This is a genomic window from Eggerthella lenta DSM 2243 (genome assembly GCF_000024265.1).
Lineage (GTDB): Bacteria > Actinomycetota > Coriobacteriia > Coriobacteriales > Eggerthellaceae > Eggerthella > Eggerthella lenta.
This window is the reverse complement of record NC_013204.1, coordinates 2,132,785-2,151,490: the sequence shown is the minus strand read 5'-3', so window position 1 is coordinate 2,151,490 and position 18,706 is coordinate 2,132,785. Positions and strand designations below refer to the sequence as shown.

12 protein-coding genes are annotated in these 18,706 nt (G+C 66.1%); 10 read left to right on the top strand and 2 right to left on the bottom strand.

Annotated features, from left to right (window positions below; translation table 11 throughout):
• Positions 1–185 precede the first annotated feature (185 nt).
• Positions 186–1,628, top strand: a complete 1,443-nt coding sequence (locus ELEN_RS09160; protein WP_015760804.1) for an MFS transporter — start codon at positions 186–188, stop codon at positions 1,626–1,628.
• 548 nt (positions 1,629–2,176) lie between these two features.
• Here ELEN_RS09160 and ELEN_RS09155 read toward each other — a convergent pair.
• A complete protein-coding gene (locus tag ELEN_RS09155) occupies positions 2,177–2,827 on the bottom strand; it encodes a hypothetical protein (protein WP_227111454.1) in 651 nt (216 codons plus the stop codon).
• Between the two features lie 604 nt (positions 2,828–3,431).
• On the opposite strand from ELEN_RS09155, the gene ELEN_RS09150 reads away from it, so the two are divergent.
• The gene (locus ELEN_RS09150; RefSeq protein WP_041691641.1) at positions 3,432–4,715 is read left to right on the top strand and encodes a hypothetical protein; all 1,284 of its coding nucleotides are present in this window, start codon (positions 3,432–3,434) and stop codon (positions 4,713–4,715) included.
• A gap of 192 nt (positions 4,716–4,907) precedes the next feature.
• Here ELEN_RS09150 and ELEN_RS09145 read toward each other — a convergent pair whose 3' ends face one another.
• Positions 4,908–5,693, bottom strand: coding sequence for an enoyl-CoA hydratase/isomerase family protein (locus ELEN_RS09145; RefSeq protein WP_009304362.1), 786 nt, complete (start codon positions 5,691–5,693; stop codon positions 4,908–4,910).
• A 505-nt stretch (positions 5,694–6,198) separates the two neighbouring features.
• On the opposite strand from ELEN_RS09145, the gene fixA reads away from it, so the two are divergent.
• From fixA to ELEN_RS09105, 8 genes are all read left to right on the top strand, one after another.
• The gene (fixA, locus tag ELEN_RS09140; RefSeq protein WP_009304363.1) at positions 6,199–6,957 is read left to right on the top strand and encodes a putative electron transfer flavoprotein FixA; all 759 of its coding nucleotides are present in this window, start codon (positions 6,199–6,201) and stop codon (positions 6,955–6,957) included.
• Between the two features lie 48 nt (positions 6,958–7,005).
• Complete coding sequence (locus ELEN_RS09135) at positions 7,006–7,887, top strand: electron transfer flavoprotein subunit alpha/FixB family protein (protein ID WP_015760801.1); 882 nt, start codon at positions 7,006–7,008, stop codon at positions 7,885–7,887.
• Between the two features lie 333 nt (positions 7,888–8,220).
• Positions 8,221–9,516: an FAD-dependent oxidoreductase gene (locus ELEN_RS09130; RefSeq protein ID WP_015760800.1), complete on the top strand. Its 1,296-nt coding sequence runs from the start codon at positions 8,221–8,223 to the stop codon at positions 9,514–9,516.
• Entirely contained in the window at positions 9,513–9,812 is a 300-nt protein-coding gene (locus ELEN_RS09125; RefSeq protein WP_009304366.1) for a ferredoxin family protein, read from the top strand. Before ELEN_RS09130 ends, ELEN_RS09125 begins: the two co-directional genes overlap by 4 nt.
• A gap of 242 nt (positions 9,813–10,054) precedes the next feature.
• Positions 10,055–10,543 (top strand): DUF1269 domain-containing protein, encoded by a 489-nt coding sequence (locus ELEN_RS09120; RefSeq protein ID WP_009304367.1) that lies wholly within the window; start codon positions 10,055–10,057, stop codon positions 10,541–10,543.
• A 247-nt stretch (positions 10,544–10,790) separates the two neighbouring features.
• Positions 10,791–11,366 (top strand): helix-turn-helix domain-containing protein, encoded by a 576-nt coding sequence (locus ELEN_RS09115; RefSeq protein WP_009304368.1) that lies wholly within the window; start codon positions 10,791–10,793, stop codon positions 11,364–11,366.
• A gap of 10 nt (positions 11,367–11,376) precedes the next feature.
• Complete coding sequence (locus ELEN_RS09110) at positions 11,377–13,068, top strand: AMP-binding protein (RefSeq protein ID WP_009304369.1); 1,692 nt, start codon at positions 11,377–11,379, stop codon at positions 13,066–13,068.
• Between the two features lie 265 nt (positions 13,069–13,333).
• Positions 13,334–18,697 carry a discoidin domain-containing protein gene (locus ELEN_RS09105; protein WP_015760799.1) on the top strand — a complete coding sequence of 1,788 codons (5,364 nt, stop codon included), beginning with the start codon at positions 13,334–13,336 and terminating at the stop codon, positions 18,695–18,697.
• The last annotated feature ends 9 nt before the right edge of the window (positions 18,698–18,706 follow it).

The following is an 18,706-nucleotide window of genomic DNA, read 5'->3' as shown; positions in this document are numbered from 1 at the left end:
CATCCTGAGCGCCGGTCGCAGGCCGGAGTCGAAGGATCCCGTGCGGCGCAAGCGGGAAACGTCACGGCTGGTGCCGCCGGGACCTTCGACTCGCTTGCGCTCGCTCGGGGTGACGGTAAGAGGAGCTTTCGCTCCGCTCAGGATGTATCGCAAGAGGAACGCATAGCACAGAAGGAGATGAGAGCATGAGCAACGTAAAGCATATGACCCAGGTAACGAGCCCTCCCATGGGCGAGGTCGCCGACGGCGCCAAGCAGATCGGCGGGGACGTGGTCCACAAGGTGAAGAAGTCGGCCAAGAAGACCATGGACGACGTGGCCATGACGCCCTTCTTGCGCAAGATCACGTTCTTCTCGAGCGGCGGCTCGTTTTTGGACGGGTACGTGCTCTCGCTCATCGGCGTGGCGCTCACGCAGATCACACCGCTGTTCAACCTCGACGAGGCGTGGAGCGCGGCCATCGGGGCGTCGGTTTTGCTGGGCATCTTCGTGGGCACGATCGCGGGCGGCTACCTCACCGACCGCATCGGGCGCAAGAAGATGTTCATCGTCGACATCGTGGCCATCGGAACCTTCTCCATCCTGAGCGTGTTCTGCGCCGACCCGCTCCAGCTCGTGGCGGCGCGCTTCTTCATCGGCGTGTTCGTAGGCGCCGACTACCCGATAGCCACCTCGCTCATCGCCGAGTTCACGCCCAAGCAGCACCGCTCCATCTCCATGGGCATGGTGTCGGCCGCCTGGTACCTCGGCGCCACGGTGGCGGCGTTCGTGGGGTACTTCCTGTACAGCGTGCCCAACGGATGGCAGTGGATGCTCGGCTCGGCCGTCATCCCCTGCATCATCCTGCTGGTCGGGCGGCACGACATCCCCGAGTCGCCCATGTGGCTGGCTCAGAAAGGCCGCACCGAGGAGGCCGACGCCGTCATGCGGCGCGTGTTCGGCGAAGGCGTGGAGCTCGAGCTGGAGGATCCGGGCGAGAAGACCAGCCTGCGCAAGGTGTTCGCGGGCGGCTACGCCAAGCGCATCGTGTTCTTGGGCATCCTGACGCTGTGCCAGGTGGTGCCGATGTACGCCATCTACACGTTCGGCCCCGAGATCATGACGGCCTTCGGGCTGGGGGAGGGCCACGAGGCCATCCTGGGCGAGAGCGTGGTCAGCCTGTTCTTCCTGATCGGTTCCATCCCGGCCATGTTCTGGCTGAACTCGATGGGCCGCCGTCCGCTGCTCATCCGCTCGCTCGCCCTCATGGCGGTGGGCCTGGTCATCCTGGGCGTGTTCCCGGACGCCCCCATCTACGTGATCATCCTGGGGTTCGGCCTGTACGCGTTCTTCAGCGGCGGCCCGGGCATCCTGCAATGGCTGTACCCCAACGAGCTGTTTCCCACCGAGGTGCGCGCCTCGGCGGTGGGCATCGCCATCGCGTTCTCGCGCATCGGCACTATCATCGCCACGTACGGCACGCCGCTGTTCCTGGCCGCCTACGGCATCGGCCCCACCATGCTGATCGCGGCGGGCCTCGTGATCCTGGGCCTCGTGCTGTCGGCGTTCATGGCGCCCGAGACGAAGGGCAAGTCGCTTCTGGAGACGAGCTCGCTCGACGAGGGGGACGCGCACCCGCGCGGGGCGTAGGGGAGGCGCCGTGCCATAACCTCGCGCGCCCGGCAACCGCCCGGGCGCGCGACGGCATCTCGCACGCCCCGTGCGCCCGCGTCGCCCGCATCCTGCGACCTCCGTGCGCGTCCGCACCTCGCGGTCCCAGTGCCCGTTCGACTTCCTTCGTCACGCGATCATCGCGCCGCCCTCGCCTTGCGACCTTCGCGCCCGTCCGCGTCGCTTGCTCTTTGCGATCCCCACATGCGCCCGACCGCCAGCGCCGTCCTCGCCTCGCCACCCTCGTGCCGCCCTCGCTTCGCGCGCGCTCCTCGCGGCCTCCGCGCACGTTCGATCTCATTGATGTGCAGCAAAAACGAGGTTTTGGCAGTCTTTCGACGTTTCGGAAGCGGTTGGACGCCGTCGGAGCGAACGCAACCAGGCGAAACCCCTGGTCGCGACTTCTCCGTTTCGCATTCCTTGTGGTCAGGACTGCCAAAACCTCGTTTTTGCTGCACATCGCGACGCGGAAACGTGCGCGAAGCCCTGCTGCGCATGTTGGGAAGCCGATTATACGAGCGGAAAGCTCATCGTTCATCGAAGAAAGACCCCGTCAGCATCCCGTGAAGCTCGTGCTGGGCTTTTCGCCAGCCGACTCCGTTCGTGGAAAGCCGCTTGCCCATGCGCCTTGCAAGAAGCCGTGCGATCTCGTCGAGTTCGATGAGGTTCCACACTGTTCTGCCCGTGATCGATACCACCGTGGTGCCTCGCGCCAGCAGGTCGTTCCTTCTTCTTGCGTCGTCGGCCATCTTCGCGCGGCTGCCGTGATGCAGGAAGCTGTCGTATTCCACGGCGATGTCGGCGGCCGGCCACAAGAGGTCGCAACGGTAGCGTCGGTCGGAGGGCTTGCGGCAGGCTTGCTTCTTGAGGCTCGCCCTTCCGTTCATTACGGGGCGCGGCAAGCCGTACCCGCCGAGCCGCGGGGGCAGGCAGAGCAGCAGGACGATGGCCGTTTCCATGGGCGAAGCCGAACCCGGCGCGATGTGTCGCACTGCTTTCCGGGCTTTCACCAGGCCGGGCATGCACTCTGCCTTGAGCAGGAACCGCCCTAGCCGCTTGACGGTGGTGAAAGGGCTCGTTCGGTCGAAGTCGACGATGCCGACGGTTTCTATGCCGTAGATGCCGCACAGCTCGTCCCCCAGCTTGACAAGCCGGGGGCAGTCCAGGACTTCCGCCATCTGAACGAAGGCGAGCTCCGGGGAGGACGAGAACGTCCCTTCGTCGATCGGCAGGAACGAACGGGCGGGGAACGGGCCTGATCGCACGTGGCAACGGGCGTCGGCGCATCGTATCCTGCACTCGCTGCTCGGCACGAGAAGGTGCACGGGCTTCGCGAGGTACCCGAGGCCGAAGCTGGCGAGCCCGTCGACGTCCGCGCGCGTCGTCTTACCGGCAGGCGGAAGCGGGGTTCCGTCGTGTCGAGGAAGCCGTTCCCGACGATCGGCTGCGGCCGGCGCGAGCGGATCGGCCTTCGCGTATGCAAGCCATTCCAATGCGGAAGTATGACTGAGATATCTGTTCATGACGTGAGGGTAGCATGGGGCTTCGATGTGTTACGAGCGTGCAGACCAGCTGTTTACCAGGTGTTATGGCACGTGGAATCCGCGTTGGAACGACGTTGGATCCGTAGGTGATCCACGTGGAAACGGCGTTGGATCCGTGGGTGATCCGCGTTGGAGCCGCGTGGAATTCCCGTTATATCGAACGGCTTCCTTGCTCCTCTCGCGCGGGGTTGCGCAGCCGTTGCTTGTCCGGCGGGCGGGGCGATCGTACACTGGATGCATGATGAGAAGCCTTCCCGACAGCAAGCAGGCCGTTCGTTCGGCCGCCCGGCGGTTGGGCGCCTGGACGCGCCGGCCTTTCGACACGGGGTACCGCTGGGGTCTGCCGCTCGCGCTTTACGCGGGGCTCTGCCTTGCGCTGCCGGCGGGCGCGGGGCTCGCGCTGTTCCTGCCGCCTGCGCTCGCGCTCGCCGTGAAGGCGGTGCGCGTATCGCAGCGCATCCACCGCCTGGACTTCGTGCGGCTCGTCGACGAGAACGGCACGGCGCGCCTCGACACCGAGACCGATCGGCTGCAGCGCGCCTGGGTGCTCGGCTGCATCGCGCTCGTGGGTCTGTCGGCGGCGTTGCTCGTCTCGCGCGCTGCGCTCGCGCTTCTGCCGGGTGCGGAGCTGTCGGGTTCCATCGCGCTGTACCTGGGATTCGCCGCCGTGCTGCTGGGAGGCTTTCTGCTGCTCTACTACGTGGCGCTGCGCTTCGACAACGGGCTCGCGCGCGGCCTGGCCAGCATCGCGGTCACCCTGCCGGCGTTCTTCGTCATCGTCGCGGTTCTCGGCATGGCGCTCTCATGGATCTCGACGCTCGCGGGCTCCATCGGCCGGCCTGCCGAGGCGGCCGTCGCTGACGGGTTCTCCTGGGTCTACGACGTCCAGCGCGTGCTCGGATCGGCGACGGACTACTTCGTGCGCCAGGACGCCGTGATCATCGGCGGTTCGGTGGTGTTCGCCGCCGTGCTCCTGCTGCTGTACGCCTATACGGTACCGTACTACTGGATGAGCAGCGTTGCGCGCTGGTTCAAAGGGCTCGGCCTTGCGGCGGTGGCGTTCTCCGGTGCAGCCATCGTGTTCGCGGGCGCGTGGCTGGTGGACGTGCAGCGCTGGGCGGCGCAGGGCGAAAGCGGGCAGCTCGCGCACGTCGTCGACCCCGACCTTGTGGGCGACAAGGCTCGGGCGCTGGCCGACTATCGCACCGACGACCTGGTGGCGCTCGTGAAGGCCTTCGTTCTGCCCTATACCGTGGGGGTGTTCGTGGCGAACGCCGTGGTGGCGTACCGTCGGGCGAAGGCGAAGCGCGAGAGCGACGCGATCCTCGACGGCTTCGCCCAAAGCGGCGCGGCGGACGAGGAGGCCCTTCCCGAGCTCGAGAAGCGCTACCTGTTCTTCGGCGGGCGCCGCACGCTGTGGGACATCGCCTTGCGCTCCATCGGCCACGACGTGCCCCTGCCAAGCCCCTTCGCGCCACGCAAGCTCACCTGGAAGGAACGTCTGACGGGGGAGTTGGAGTAATGAGACGTTGGCCCCGTCCCATCGCCTCGCTTTTTTGACGCGAGGAGGGATGCGCATCTCGCGCGACCCGTCCGCGCCGATTCGCGATGGATGCGACCCGTCCGCGCCGATCGCACGCCTCTGCCGCGCTGGAAAAAGCGAAAACCCCCGGACGCGCGTCCGGGGGTTTCAAGGACGAAAGCCAAGAAGGAGCTACTTGCCCTGCCAGTTCGGCGTGCGCTTCTCGACGAAGGCGGCCGGGCCCTCGATGCCGTCGGCGGTCTTCTCCAGGAAGCGGTAGGCGGCGTCGCTGTAGCGCATGGCGTCCTCTTCGGACATCTGGTCGGCGGCGTGCACGATGTACTTCGTCCACTTCAGGGCCAGAGGCGCGTTCTTCAGGCACTCTTCGGCCAGCTCGATGGCCTTGTCCATGACTTCCTCGGCCGGCACGACGTAGTTGATGAGGCCCAGCGCCTTGGCCTCATCGGCCTTGATCTTCTTGCCGGTGAGCAGAAGCTCCATGCAGTCCTTGCGGTTGATGTCGCGGGCGAGGCGCACGAGGCCGCCGGTGGAGGCGATGATGCCCAGACCCACCTCGGTGCAGCCGAACTTGGCGCGCTCGGAGGCCACCACCATGTCGCAGGACAGGGCGATCTCCATGCCGCCGCCGGCCGCGGAGCCGTTGCAGGCGGCGATCACGGGCTTGGAGCACAGGCGCGCGGTCAGGCCGCCGAAGCCGTGCTCGGTCACGGTCTGGCACTCTCCGCCTTCGCTGAGCTCGGAGAGATCCTCGCCCGCGCAGAACACCTTGCCGGTGCCGGTGACGATGATCGCGCGCACCGCGGGATCGGTCTCGGCGTTGTTCATGATGTTCTCCATGGCCTTGGAGGTGACGCCGTTGAGGGCGTTCGCCACGTCGGGACGGTTGATGCGGATGATCAGCAGGCCGTCCTCGCGAAGTTCGGATACGACGGTGTCGGTGCCATAGTAATCTGCCATTGCTCCTCCTTGGATTGTTGCGATCTCACGCCTGTTTCCCAAGCGGTCTCGCCTCCCGCTGCGGCATGTGCAGCACGGCGCAGCGGGAGGCTCGACGCGCCTGAAATCTGGTTCCATCATAGGGATCGTCAGGTATCGGCCGCATCGCAAGCAGCGCAGTAATTCGACGATACTGCGCAAGCGGGGCATCGCAAAAAAAGCAGTAGCCCCGAGTAAACCGGGGTAGCGACCAAGTGGAAAGGGCTCGCCGCGCCGCCTGGCCCGCGCCGCCGCCGGACGGCTCCGGCGCCCCCGTCCGCAGAGCCCGCGCAGGCATAGTCAAAAGTTGAGTAATGAGGGTTTCACAGCGATTTTGCGATGACGGGGCGATGACAGGGCGGCAAACTGTCATCAACGCGCCGGGAAGGGCCCCGGGCCTTCCGAAGCATCGGAGGAAGGCGCCGAGGCGCGCCCGGCCAACGACTTGCATGCAAAAGTAAGGCAAACGAGAAGGGAAAGGTACAGGATGAACATCGTTGCTGCTTTCAAGGTGGTTCCCGACGATCAGGATATCCAGGTGTCGGCAGACGGAACGCTCGACTACTCCAAGGCGAAGAACACCGTGTCCGCCTACGACCTGAACGCCATCGAGGCCGCCGCTCAGCTGGCCGCCGCCAACGAGGGCTCGAACGTGGTCGCCGTTACCGTGGGAGGCGCCGACATCGACGACTCCAAGTTGAAGAAGAACGTGCTCGCCCGCGGCGTGGACGAGCTGTACATGACCGCCGACGACGCATGCAAGGGACTTGACGCCCGCGCCACCGCCGTCGCGCTCGCCGAACTCGTTTCCAAGGTGGGCGACTTCGACGTCGTCCTCTGCGGCGACGGCTCCGCCGACAACTACGCGCAGCAGGTGGACGTGCAGCTGGCTGCCAAGCTGGGTCTGCCCGTGGTCACCGCCGCCACGAAGATTACCGCCAAGGACGGCGCGCTCGAGGTCGAGCGCACGCTGGAAGACGTGGTGGAGGTCGTCGAGGTGCCGCTTCCGGCCGTCGTGTCCGTCGCGCCGGACATCGCGCTGCCCCGCATCCCCGGCATGAAGGACATCCTCGCCGCCGGCAAGAAGCCGATGAACGTGGCGGGCGCCGACGGCGCGTACGAGAGCTCCATCGAGGTCGCGTCCTGCCTCGCCCCCAAGCAGGCTGATCGCAAGCGCGAGATCCTTGAAGCCTCGGCCGACGGCGCCATCGAGCAGTTCGCCGCCGCCCTCAAGGCCGCGCTGTAAGTTCCCTCGACCATCCCCTTATGCAATAGAAAGGCAGAGTTGATATTCATGAAAGTACTCGTTATCGCTGAACGCACGGATGCCGCTCGGGAGCTTTGCGCTGGCGCTCGCACCATGGCCGACGAAGTCGTGCTCGTCTCCTTCGGCGAGGCCCCCGAGGCCGTCGCCGATAAGATCGCCCGCATCTCCGTGCCGGAAGGGACCGTCCTCGACGACGCCGCCGACACCGTGATCTCGGTGTTCGACGCCGAGGCTCCGGCCGTGGTGCTCGTGGAGCCCACGCGCCACATGAAGACGATCGCCGGCAAGCTGGCCGCCCATGCGAACGCCTCCGTCATCACCGACGTCATGTCCTTCGAGAACGGCGCCGTCAGCCTGTACTTCGGCGGCGTGGCCGAGCGCGTGCAGAAGGCCGCAGGCGACGTGGCCATCTACACGGTGGGCGCGGGCGCGTTCGAGGGCGCCGAGGCCTCCGGTGCGAACGCCGTCGAGGACGTCGCCTGGGTCGCTCCGGCGACGCCCGTGAAGCTGGTCTCCTCCAAGCCCATCGAGAAGAGCGGCGTGGACTTGAACAAGGCCGACGTCGTCGTGGCCGCCGGCCGCGGCTTCGCCGAGGAGTCCGAGCTCGACCTGGCGCGCGAGCTGTGCGACAAGCTGGGCGCAGGCCTTGCCTGCTCGCGTCCCCTTACCGAGGGCGTGAACTGGCTTCCCACCGAGCTGTACGTGGGCGTGTCCGGCCTCATGCTGTCCCCGAAGGCGTACGTCGCCTGCGGCATCTCCGGCCAGATGCAGCACATGGTGGGCTGCAACCGCGCTGGCACGATGTTTGCTATCAACAAGGACAAGAACGCTCCGGTGTTCAAGCAGTGCGACTACGGCATCGTGGGCGACATCAAGGACGTCCTGCCGAAGCTGGCGGCGGCACTGTAAGCCGAAGGCGGCAAGCTGCCCGGATCCGCGTTTTTCGCGGATCCGGGCAGCCGGTCAGGCCGCCGTCCCGAGCGCCGCAGGTGGAAGCGGGGCGGATGCATCCTCCCTTCGCCTCCCGACGAGACCTTCGCCAGCTCGTCGCGGCCTCGACGCTCCGCGCCCACCTCGCGCGCTCGGGACGGCGGCCTCAACGGTTCGCGACAATCGTCGCGTTCGGCAGGGCTGAGGAAACGCAACCGCGGGATGCTCCGAACCGGGATCGTGTTCGTTCGGGGCGCGACGGTTTGCAGGACGGCAAGAAAACGGAAACGCAACGATAGGAAAGGACAGGACATGGCTGATTTCGACGCGATCGTCGTGGGCTCCGGGTGTGCGGGCGCCGTGGCGGCCTACGAGCTCGCGAAGGCCGGCAAGTCGACCCTCGTGGTCGAGCGCGGCAACTTCGCCGGCGCGAAGAACATGACCGGCGGGCGCATCTACTCGCACTCGCTGAAAAAGGTGTTCCCCGACTTCGAATCCGAGGCGCCGCTCGAGCGCAAGATCACGCACGAGCGCATCGCGCTCATGGACCCGGCCTCGCAGACGGCGGTCGACTTCACGAGCCCGGAGCTCGCGGAGGAGGGCAAGGACTCCTACTCGGTCCTGCGCGCGCCCTTCGACCAGTGGCTGGCCTCCAAGGCCGAGGACGCCGGCGCCGAGTACATCTGCGGCATCGCCGTCGAGGAGCTCCTGAAGGACGGGTTCGGCAGGGTCGTCGGCGTGCGCGCCGGCGAGGACGAGATCACCGCCGAGGCGACGATCGTCGCCGAGGGCGTGAACAGCCTGCTCTGCGAGCGCAGCCTGGGCAACCCCCGCCCGAAGCCCTCCCAGATGGCGGTCGGGATCAAGCAGGTGTTCGAGCTGCCGGCCTCCCAGATCGAGGACCGCTTCCTCGTGCCCGAGGGCGAGGGCGCGGCGATGCTGTTCGTCGGCGACTGCACGCACGGAAACGTCGGCGGAGGCTTCCTGTACACGAACAGGGACTCCATCTCGCTCGGCCTCGTGGCAACCGTCTCCACGGCCATGGACGCCTCGAACCCCTACCCGGTGTACCAGATGCTCGAGGATTTCAAGAACCATCCGGCCGTGGCGCCCGTCATCCGCGGCGCGAAGCTCGTCGAGCACTCCGGCCACATGGTGCCCGAGGGCGGCTACGGCATGGTCCCGAAGTACGTGTTCGACGGCTGCCTGGTGGCCGGCGAGTCGGCCGGCCTTTGCATGAACATGGGCTACCAGGTGCGAGGCATGGACTTCGCCGTGGCCTCCGGCCAGATGGCGGGCCAGGCGGCCGTGCGCGCGCTCGACGCGGGCGACACGAGCGAGGCGGGGCTCGCCTCCTACAAGGAGGCGATGGAGGGCTCCTTCGTCATCCAGGACCTGCGCACCTTCTCCAAGTGGCCGCACGTCATGGAGGGCTGGGACCGCATGTTCACCGAGTACCCGGCCATGGCGCGCGACGTCTTCAACGCCATGTTCAGCGTGGACGGAAAACCCCAGAAGCCGCTGATGAAGCGCATGATGCCCATAGTCAAGCAGCGCGGCCTGTTCAAGCTGGCCGGCGAGGTTCGGAAGGCGGTGAAGTCGCTGTGAGCGAGGTCAAGGAGATCACGGTCAACGTCGACGAGTACCTGGCGCTCGACAAGTACGAGGTGGACGAGGAGAGCGCGCACATCGAGCTCGTGGACGACCCCGACATCGAGGAGTTCCTGAAGCTCGTGCGCGTGTGCCCGGCGGCGCTCTACAAGATCGACGAGGACGGCAAGAAGTCCTTCGACTACGCGGGCTGCCTGGAGTGCGGCACCTGCCGCATCGCCTGCGAGGGCACCATCGTCAAGAAGTGGGAGAACCCCCGGCCCACGATGGGCGTGGAGTACCGGTTCGGGTAGGAACCGCACGTCCTGACGGAATCGTTTGCAAGATGTTCGCGACCCCGATGATCGAAAGATCGTCGGGGCCGTTTTCATGCCGCCGTGCAAGCGCGTCTCGGCCTCATGCCTTCCCATGCGGCCAGCGGCCGGCTTACGCGACGGTATCGAACCGATGGCGAACGGCAACACTTCTCGCCGTAGGGGCTTGCGGAGGCTTAGAGTGGAGCCGTATTCGAACGCATCGAAAGGAGCTCCATCATATGAGTACGCTCATCGTGCTCGGTTACCCGAGCGAAGCGGAAGCGAAGTCCGCCTACCAGAAGATCCTCGATCTCGACAAGAACCTCATCGTCAGCCTGCAGTCCGTCGCAGTCGTGGCGCGGCGCGCCGACGGCAAGTACGACGTGGTGACGCCCGGCTCCAAGGTGGGAACCTCCGCGGTGTGGGGTCTGTTCTGGGGCGTGCTGTTCGGCCTGCTGTTCTTCGTGCCCATCGTCGGCGCGGCGCTGGGCGCGGGCATCGGCGCGCTGACGGGCGCCATCGTCAAGCACGGCGTGGACAAGGACTTCCAGGATCGCGTGCGCAACCTGCTGAGCACCGACGACAGCGCCGCCGTGTTCATGGTGGTCGACGAGATGACCACCGACAAGTTCATCGACGCCATCCGACCGTTCGGCGGCGACGTGCTGCAAACCTCGCTGTCCATCAAGGACGAGGAAGAGCTCAAACACGAGCTTTTCAAGAACTAGCTTCCGTCCGCCCAAAGGCATCGCCCCGGGTCGGTCCAGAGGCCCTTCCATCCTGTGAGAGCGAGGATGGAAGGGCCTTCGGTCGCATGCGGGACGCTTCGCGAGTTTTCCGGGCGTTTCCAAGCCTTCTCGCAAGCGTTTGACCAAGCGAAAGATGGCCGTTCGGCGCTTTTTCGTTGCGACGGCACGCGAACGGGGGATAATTATCCGGATGCATTGTTGCGACGAGAGAAAAGGGGAGCGCACTATGGCGGATGACAACAGGCTCGGAGAGAAGATCGTCACCCTGCGGACCGCCCACCATCTGTCGAGCCGGGATCTGGCGGATCGTTGCGGATGCGACGTCTCGGTCATCGAGGGCTTGGAGCGCGGCGAGCTGCCGGCATCTCTCGCGCCGCTCATCAAGATCACCCGAGCGTTGGGCGTGCGTCTTGGCACGCTCATGGACGACGACGAGAATCTGGGCCCCGCGTACATCGACCGCGATCAGATGGAGGAGGTCGAGCGCACGAAGAGCCTCGAAACGACTTCGGGCGGCGACTTGAGCTACTTCAGCCTTGCAGCCGGGCGCCCTTCGCGTCACATGGATCCGTTCGTCATCACGGTGGATCCCTCCGGCGAAGCCGATCACGAGCTGGTGGGGCACGAAGGAGAGGAGTGGCTCTACGGCATGGAGGGCTGCATCGAGATCGAGTACGGCAAGGAGCTGTACGTGCTGCATCCCGGCGAGAGCATCTACTACGACTCCATCGTGCCTCATCAGGTGCGTGCCCATGACGGCCAGAAGGCGAAGTTCCTGGCCGTCGTGTACACGCCGATCTAGGGGAGGGAACATGACGACCGAAGCCATCACCGCCCCCGTCCCGGGCGATCCAGACTACCCGCTGCACTCCGAGAAGACCATCGGCCGCTACTTCCGCGATCAGGTGGCTGTAGATCCCGATCACGAGTTCGTCGTGTATCCCGACCGCGCGTTGCGTTGGACGTACAAGGAGTTCGACGAGCGCACCGACAACCTGGCGCGCGGCTTGCTCGCCATCGGCATGCGCCCAGGCGATCACCTCGGCGTGTGGGCGCGCAACATCCCCGACTGGCTGACGTTCATGTACGCCACGGCCAAGATCGGCGTGGTCATGGTCACGGTGAACCCCGTGTACAAGAGCCACGAGCTTGACTACGTGCTGAAGCAGTCGGACATGAAGGCGCTGTGCGTCATCGACGCCTATCGCGACGTGGACTATCTGAAGATCATCCGAGATCTCGTGCCCGAGACGCTCACGCAGCAGCGCGGCTACCTGGAGTCCGAGAACTACCCCTTCCTCAAGAACATCATCTACATGGGTCCCGAAAAGCATCGCGGCTGCTATAGCGTGCCGGAGCTCGTGCTGCTGGGAAGCCATGTGCCCGAAGAGGCGTTGGCAGAGGCGGAAACCCATTTCGACAACAACGACGTGGTGATGATGCAGTACACGTCCGGCACCACGGGCTTTCCGAAGGGCGTCATGCTCACGCACCGCAACATCCTGAACAACGGCTTCTATATCGGCGAAGGCCAGAAGCTCGGACCCGACGACCGCGTGACGCTGCCCGTTCCGTTCTTCCACTGCTTCGGTTGCGTGCTGGGCGTCATGGCGAACCTTACGCACCGCTCCACCATGATCATCGTGGAGGAGTTCGACGCGGGGCTCGTGCTGCAGGCCGTACATAAGGAGCGCGCCACCAGCGTCTACGGCGTGCCCACCATGTTCATCGCCGAACTCAACCACCCCGACTTCGATACGTTCGATCTGTCCAGCCTGCGCACAGGCATCATGGCCGGCAGCCCCTGCCCGCCCGAGACCATGCGCGAGGTCATGGACCGCATGTACATGAAGGAGATCACCATCTGCTACGGCCTCACCGAGACGAGCCCCGTGTTCACGCAGACCAGCGCCGACGACGACATCGAGCACAAGTGCGAGACGGTGGGGCGCAAGCATCCTCCGGTGGACGTGCGCGTGATCGACCCCGCCGACGGCCGCATCTGCGGACCTGGTGAGCCTGGCGAGCTGTGCTGCAAGGGCTACAACGTGATGAAGGGCTACTACAAGATGCCCGAGGAGACGGCGCGTGCCATCGACGCGGACGGCTACCTGCATTCGGGCGACCTCGGCACGGTGGACGAGGACGGCTACTACCGCGTTACCGGGCGCATCAAGGACATGATCATCCGCGGAGGCGAGAACGTGTACCCCTTGGAGGTGGAGAACTTCCTCTTGACCATGCCCGGCGTGCTGGACGCCCAGGTGGTGGGCATTCCTGATCCGAAGCTGGGCGAGCTCGTGGGCGCGTTCGTCCGCGTGCGCCCCGGTTACGAGGATATGACCGAGGACGATGTGCGCGCCTTCGCCATTCCGCGCATCGCTCGCTACAAGGTGCCCAAGCGCGTGTTCTTCGTGGACGATTTCCCTATGACCCCGTCCATGAAGGTGCAGAAGTTCAAGCTGCGCGAAATGGCCGAAGAGCTGGTGCGAGCAGGCAAGTAGCAAGCCGTTCTTTTTAGGGGAGGGCGCGTATTCCGGTGCGGCCCTCCCGAATGAGGCAGGGGGACGGGGCTGAAGACTCGCTTTGCGGCCAAACGAGTCGTCAGCTCCATCTCCCAGTCCCACTTTCGCCTCGTTCTCGATATTCTCCCCGCTTTCGCCGGCAATTCGGCCACCGTCTCCGTCACCGTATGTTATTATTCTCGTCGCATATTTGCGGGCGTGTTCCCGCAACCTACGTAATGGCTGGCGAGAAACGGAAACGAACATGAAACGCACCCACCGTGCCTTGTCGGCGGCGCTTGCCGTCGTCTTGGCGTCTTCGTTGTGCACCATCCCGGCATACGCCGTCGAAAGCGATGCGGAACCCGCCCCTCCCGGACGGGTCCAGGCGGACGAGACGGCGCCGAATCAGAGCCCCGAAGCCGATCACGGGCCTGGAAACGAGGTTCCGGACGCATCCGGCACCGCCGAGGCTTCCGGATCCAAATCTCAAACCCGAACCGAAAACGCAACGGAGCCTACGGCTTCGCCCCTGCAAGCTGAAAACGCTTCGCGCAGCGCCGTTGCCCCGCCGGCAGGCGAGCTGCGCGTGACGCTGACCGAGGGCCGTCCGGCGGCGACGGCCGGCACCGCCTACGAGGTGGCTCTCGCCGACTCCGACGGCGTGCAGGTCGGCGCGCAGCAGCTGAACCTTTCCCTTGAAGGCGACTCCTGGTCGGTCGCGCGATTCGACGGTCTGGCCGACGGTTCCTACACGCTGAGCGTGCGCGCGCCCGGCATCGCGCCGTACTCCCAGAAGATCGACGTCAAGGGCGATTCCTCCGCCGTTGAGCTGTACGTGGGCGACCTGGCCGCCGACCCGCAGGCTCCGGCGCGCATCGGCGTGCTCGTGCCCGGCGATGTCAACGGCGACGGCACGGTCGACGATGCGGACGCCTCCGCCATCATCGACGACATAGAGGCGGGCGCGGCAAGCCCCGCCTGCGACGCGAACGGCGACGGCACGGTGTCGCTCGCGGATCTCGAGACGGCCGTGTCCAGCTTCGATCGCGTCGCGGTGGAGGCCACCGTGGCGCGCTCGCTGCCCCCCGCGGCGGTCGAGGCGGCGCCGGGCGAGGGCACCGAGGTGGCGTCCGGCAGCCTCGACGAGGTGGTAGGCGCCGACGCGAAGCCCGTCTCGCTCAGGGCCTCGGAGGCCATTTCCGACGAGCATCCGGTGGAAGTGTCCTTCGACCTGGCGAAAGATTCCGAACAGGCCCCGAAGCTGGGCGGCATGGTGATCAACGTGCCCGCCAGCGGCGACCATGCCTCCGAGGCGGGCCGCCTCTTGGTCGAGCTGACGGACGGCACCGTCCGCGAGATCGGCATCTCCCGAGCCGAGGCTCGCGCGGCCTTCTTCCGCTCCAGCGCGCCCACGGCCGTGATCGACGAGAACGGCACGGTGGTGGTGGACTTCGGCGGCCAGATCGCTGTCAAGAAGGTCACGCTCGTCATCACCAAAACGCAGGGCGGCACGAACCTCGCCGAGGTGTCCAAGGTGGAGTTCCTCAACAACATGGAGGAGCGCATCCCCGAACCCGAGCTGAACATTCCCGGCGAGCTTTCCGCCGTCGCGGGCAGCAAGCAGTTCTCCGTTTCATGGAAGGCGGAGACCAACGTGACGGGCTACGAGCTCTCCATCAGCGCGAACGGCAGGGAAGAGGTCAAGCGCGCCACGGGCACCTCGCTTTCCGTCACGCAGTTCGACGAGCAGAAGATCAAGAACGGCACCGTGTTCACCCTCAAGGTTCGCTCCACGAACGGCGCCTGGCGCAGCGACTGGTCCGGCAGCGTCCAGGTCACGCCGAAGGCCGAGAAGGTTCCCGACGCGCCCGAGGGCATCTCGCTGTCCGGCGCCTATCGAGGGTTCAAGGCCAGCTGGAAGAACATGGAGGACACCGATTCGTACAACCTGTTCTATCGTGAGAAGGCCGACGAGGGCGGCGATTTCACGAAGGTGCCCGACCTGACGAAGACGTCCTGCTCCGTTGACGGTTTGAAGGACGATACCGAGTACCAGGTGTATCTGACCGGTGCGAACGAGATCGGCGAGAGCGCGCCTTCGGTCATGGCCGTCGTGCGCACGGCGAACGTCAAGCCGGCGCAGCTGCCGGCTTACCGCCTGGTTAACACCGAGAACGCGGATGGCGACTACCTGAACCGCATCGTCTCGGCAACCTACGGGCGCGGCTCCATGATCGACAGCCCGCTGGACGAAACGTCGGGCGAGGCAAAAAGCGCCTACGGCTTGTTCGACGACGACTACGCGTCGTATCTCAAAGTGGCCGACTGGGACGAGGGCGGCTTTTACCCCGCGCTCGGCAAGGGCGTCACGGTGACGTTCGACCAGCCCCAGACGCTCGGCATGGTTTCGTTCGCCGACGTTCAGGACGGCGTTCCTTACGGCAGGGTCAGCGTCTCTTACGTCGACGACGCTGGCGCTTGGCAGACCGTCCAGGCGAACGTGCAGATGCGCACGGGCGAGAACGGGCGCAAGTACGTGCTGGCGAAGCTGCCTCAGCCCGTGACCTCGTCCAAGGTGAGGATCGGCATGGGCCATTCCTGGTCCTCGGGCAACGTCGTGGTCGCCGAGATGCGCTTCCATGCCTACGACAGCCTGGAGAGCGACATCATGGCGCTGTACGCCGACGACCTGCACCTCGAGCTGAAAGACGACGTGACCTCCGCGGCGGTGGACGAGCTGCAGCAGCGCCTGGACACGCCCGACCCGGCAAGCGGCGAGTTCAACCCGTACCGCGTGGAGCTGCAGGTGGAGCTTGACAACGCCCGCAAGCTGCTGGCAACCCAGGGCCTCGAGGGAACGGTGCGCGTGCACAACGGCATCTCCTCGGCGCGCGACAACCGCAGCCTGGGTATCAGCGGCCTGAACGCCTGGCAGCCCTTGGGCGCCGTGGTGGCCGAGGGCGACCAGATCGTGGTGTACACGGGCGCGAAGGGAGCGGTCACCGGCAAGGAGGCGCCGCTGCGCCTCGTGGTGTCGCAGCAGCATCCGGAGTCCAGCAACGTGTCCAAGACCATCGCCACGCTCAAGGTGGGCCGCAACGAGATAACGATCCCCAGCCTGTCGTCGCTCGACGTCGAACACGGCGGCCAGCTGTACGTGGAGTACACGGGCGATAACGATGCCGCCGATTGGGGCGTGCGCGTCAGCGGGGCCCAGGCGGTGCCCGTGCTGGATCTGTACCAGGTGGACGACCCGGCCGAGCGCCTCGCGCGCACCACGGCCTACGTCCAGGCGCTGGAGGCCTACGTGCCGGCCTTGGAGGAGAGCCACGGCAAGCTGCACGGAGCCGGCGGAAACGCGGCGGTGCGCTACGGCTACGATCCCAAGAACTGCGTCCTGAACGCCACCGACGTCATGCTCGACCAGATGATGTACTCGGTACCGGCCCAGCAGATGCTGGCCGGGGCGGGTTCGGGCACCGCCGACGAGCGCGCGGCTCGGCTGCTCGCCTCGTTCGACGCCATGGACCAGATGATGGAGCTGTTCTACCAGCACAAGGGCCTGGCCGATTCCTTCGACGCGGGAACCGACGCGGCCGTGATCAAGAGCAACCTGCTGCCCTCGCAGCATCTCAACATCCGCTACACGCGCATGTTCGCGGGCGCGTTCATGTACGCGGCGGGCAACCACATCGGCATCGAGTGGGATTCGGTCCCGGGGCTCGGCAAGGGTTCTCCGGTCGCGGTGGACGGCGACGGCGAGAAGGCTTCCGGGTCGTACTTCGGATGGGGCATCGCGCACGAGATCGGGCACAACATCAACCAGGCCCAGTACGCCTACTCCGAGGTGACGAACAACTACTTCGCGCAGCTGTCGCAGACCGACGGCACGAGCGCTTCGGCCCGGTTCAGCTACGACGAGGTGTATGATCGCGTGACCTCGGGCGACGAGGGCCGCACCGGCAGCGTGTTCACGCAGCTGGCCATGTACTGGCAGCTGCGTCTGGCCTACGACGCCGGAGGCGCGTACCAGCTGTACGACACGTACCAGCAGGCCTTCGACAACCGCTTCTTCGCGCGCGTGGACAGCTACGCCCGCGCTCCGAAGACGGCGCCCGCGCCTGAGGGGACCGAGCTTGTCCTGGGCGGCGGCGAGAAGCAGAACATCATCCGCCTGGCCAGCGCCGCGGCCGAGCGCGACCTGACCGACTTCTTCCAGCGTTGGGGCTTCACGGCCGACGAGGCCACGAAGGCCTACGTCAGCCAGTTCCCGGCCGAGGACCGCGCGCTGTGCTACGCCAACGATGATGCCCGGGCCTACGCCCGCTCCCACGAGGAAGCGGGCGCGGTCCTGGACAAGGACGTCGCACAGGCGGCGGCGGAGGCGAACGGCAGCGAGGTGGCGCTCTCCCTCGGCGCCGACGCGTCGGCGGGCGATTCCGTGCTGGGCTACGAGATCGCGCGCCTCACCACGGTCGACGGCGCGCAGCAGCGCCAGGTCGTGGGCTTCGCGCAGGCTGCGGCGGACGGTACGGCCTCGTACGTCGACAACGCCTCCTCGCTGGGCAACCGCGTGGTGTCCTACGAGGTGACGGTCGTCGACAAGTTCTTGAATCGCTCGAAGGCGCTCGTGCTCGATCCGATCAAGCTCACGGGCAACGGCCTGCAGGACAAGAGCGGCTGGACCGTGTCCACGAACATGTCCTCCGCGCAGGACTCGGTTCCGCCTGCCGACGACGGCGATCCCGACGCCCCCGCGCCGAAGCCCGCGTCCGAGCTGATGGTCGACGGCAAGGCCGACACGGTGTACACGGGCGCGTCGGACGGCGAAGACCCCGTCATCACGCTCGACATGGGCAAGCCCACCGAGGTCACCTCGCTGCGCTATACGCTGGGCGCCGGCGCCGAGGGCTCGGCCATCGGGGACTACCGCATCGAGACCAGCCTCGACGGCGAGAACTACACCCTCATCAAGGAGGGCGCGCTGTCGCTTGACAAGGACGGCAGGGCATCGCTGTACTTCGACAACGGCAAAGATCCCTGGATCTGCACCTACGACGCGCGCTACCTGCGCATCACGGCCGTCGGCCAGGCGGGCAGGCAGCTGTCGGTGGCCGAGCTCGACGTGTTCGGGCCCTCGGGCGACGACGTGTTCTTCCTCGACGCGAACGGCGGCGCGGCAGGCATCCTGAAGAGCGACTTCGTGTACCAGAAGGCCGACGAGAACCTGGACAAGCAGTTCATTCCGAAGGGCTCGCTCGTGTTCACCGGCTCGTACAAGGGCAACCCGGCGTACAACGTGGTGGTGCTCTACGACGAGAACGGCAACGTGGTGGGCGGCGTGAACGCCGACGGCAGCACGGTTGCCAGCCAGATCATCATGGCGCCTGAGCCCGGCGACGCCATGCTGGGCGACGTGTCCGAAGGAAGCTGGGTCTACTGGATCGAGCCCGGCGACCTTGCGAGCATGAAGCTGCCCAAGCAGGTGCGCGCCGAGCTGTACCGCGTGGACAACGCGTTGACGAACGAGGGACAGCGCCTGGTGAGCGACTCGCTTCCGGGCGATGTTCCCGACAATCTGCCCGACGTCGAGCTCGGCGGCAACGCGACCGTCGCAGCCGATTAGCCTGAAGCC

Coding starts and splice junctions, on each gene's coding strand:
- ELEN_RS09160 (WP_015760804.1), top strand. CDS start 186: ATGAGCAACGTAAAGCATATGACCCAGGTAACGAGCCCTCCCATGGGC.
- ELEN_RS09155 (WP_227111454.1), bottom strand. CDS start 2,827: ATGGCGGAAGTCCTGGACTGCCCCCGGCTTGTCAAGCTGGGGGACGAG.
- ELEN_RS09150 (WP_041691641.1), top strand. CDS start 3,432: ATGATGAGAAGCCTTCCCGACAGCAAGCAGGCCGTTCGTTCGGCCGCC.
- ELEN_RS09145 (WP_009304362.1), bottom strand. CDS start 5,693: ATGGCAGATTACTATGGCACCGACACCGTCGTATCCGAACTTCGCGAG.
- fixA (WP_009304363.1), top strand. CDS start 6,199: ATGAACATCGTTGCTGCTTTCAAGGTGGTTCCCGACGATCAGGATATC.
- ELEN_RS09135 (WP_015760801.1), top strand. CDS start 7,006: ATGAAAGTACTCGTTATCGCTGAACGCACGGATGCCGCTCGGGAGCTT.
- ELEN_RS09130 (WP_015760800.1), top strand. CDS start 8,221: ATGGCTGATTTCGACGCGATCGTCGTGGGCTCCGGGTGTGCGGGCGCC.
- ELEN_RS09120 (WP_009304367.1), top strand. CDS start 10,055: ATGAGTACGCTCATCGTGCTCGGTTACCCGAGCGAAGCGGAAGCGAAG.
- ELEN_RS09115 (WP_009304368.1), top strand. CDS start 10,791: ATGGCGGATGACAACAGGCTCGGAGAGAAGATCGTCACCCTGCGGACC.
- ELEN_RS09110 (WP_009304369.1), top strand. CDS start 11,377: ATGACGACCGAAGCCATCACCGCCCCCGTCCCGGGCGATCCAGACTAC.
- ELEN_RS09105 (WP_015760799.1), top strand. CDS start 13,334: ATGAAACGCACCCACCGTGCCTTGTCGGCGGCGCTTGCCGTCGTCTTG.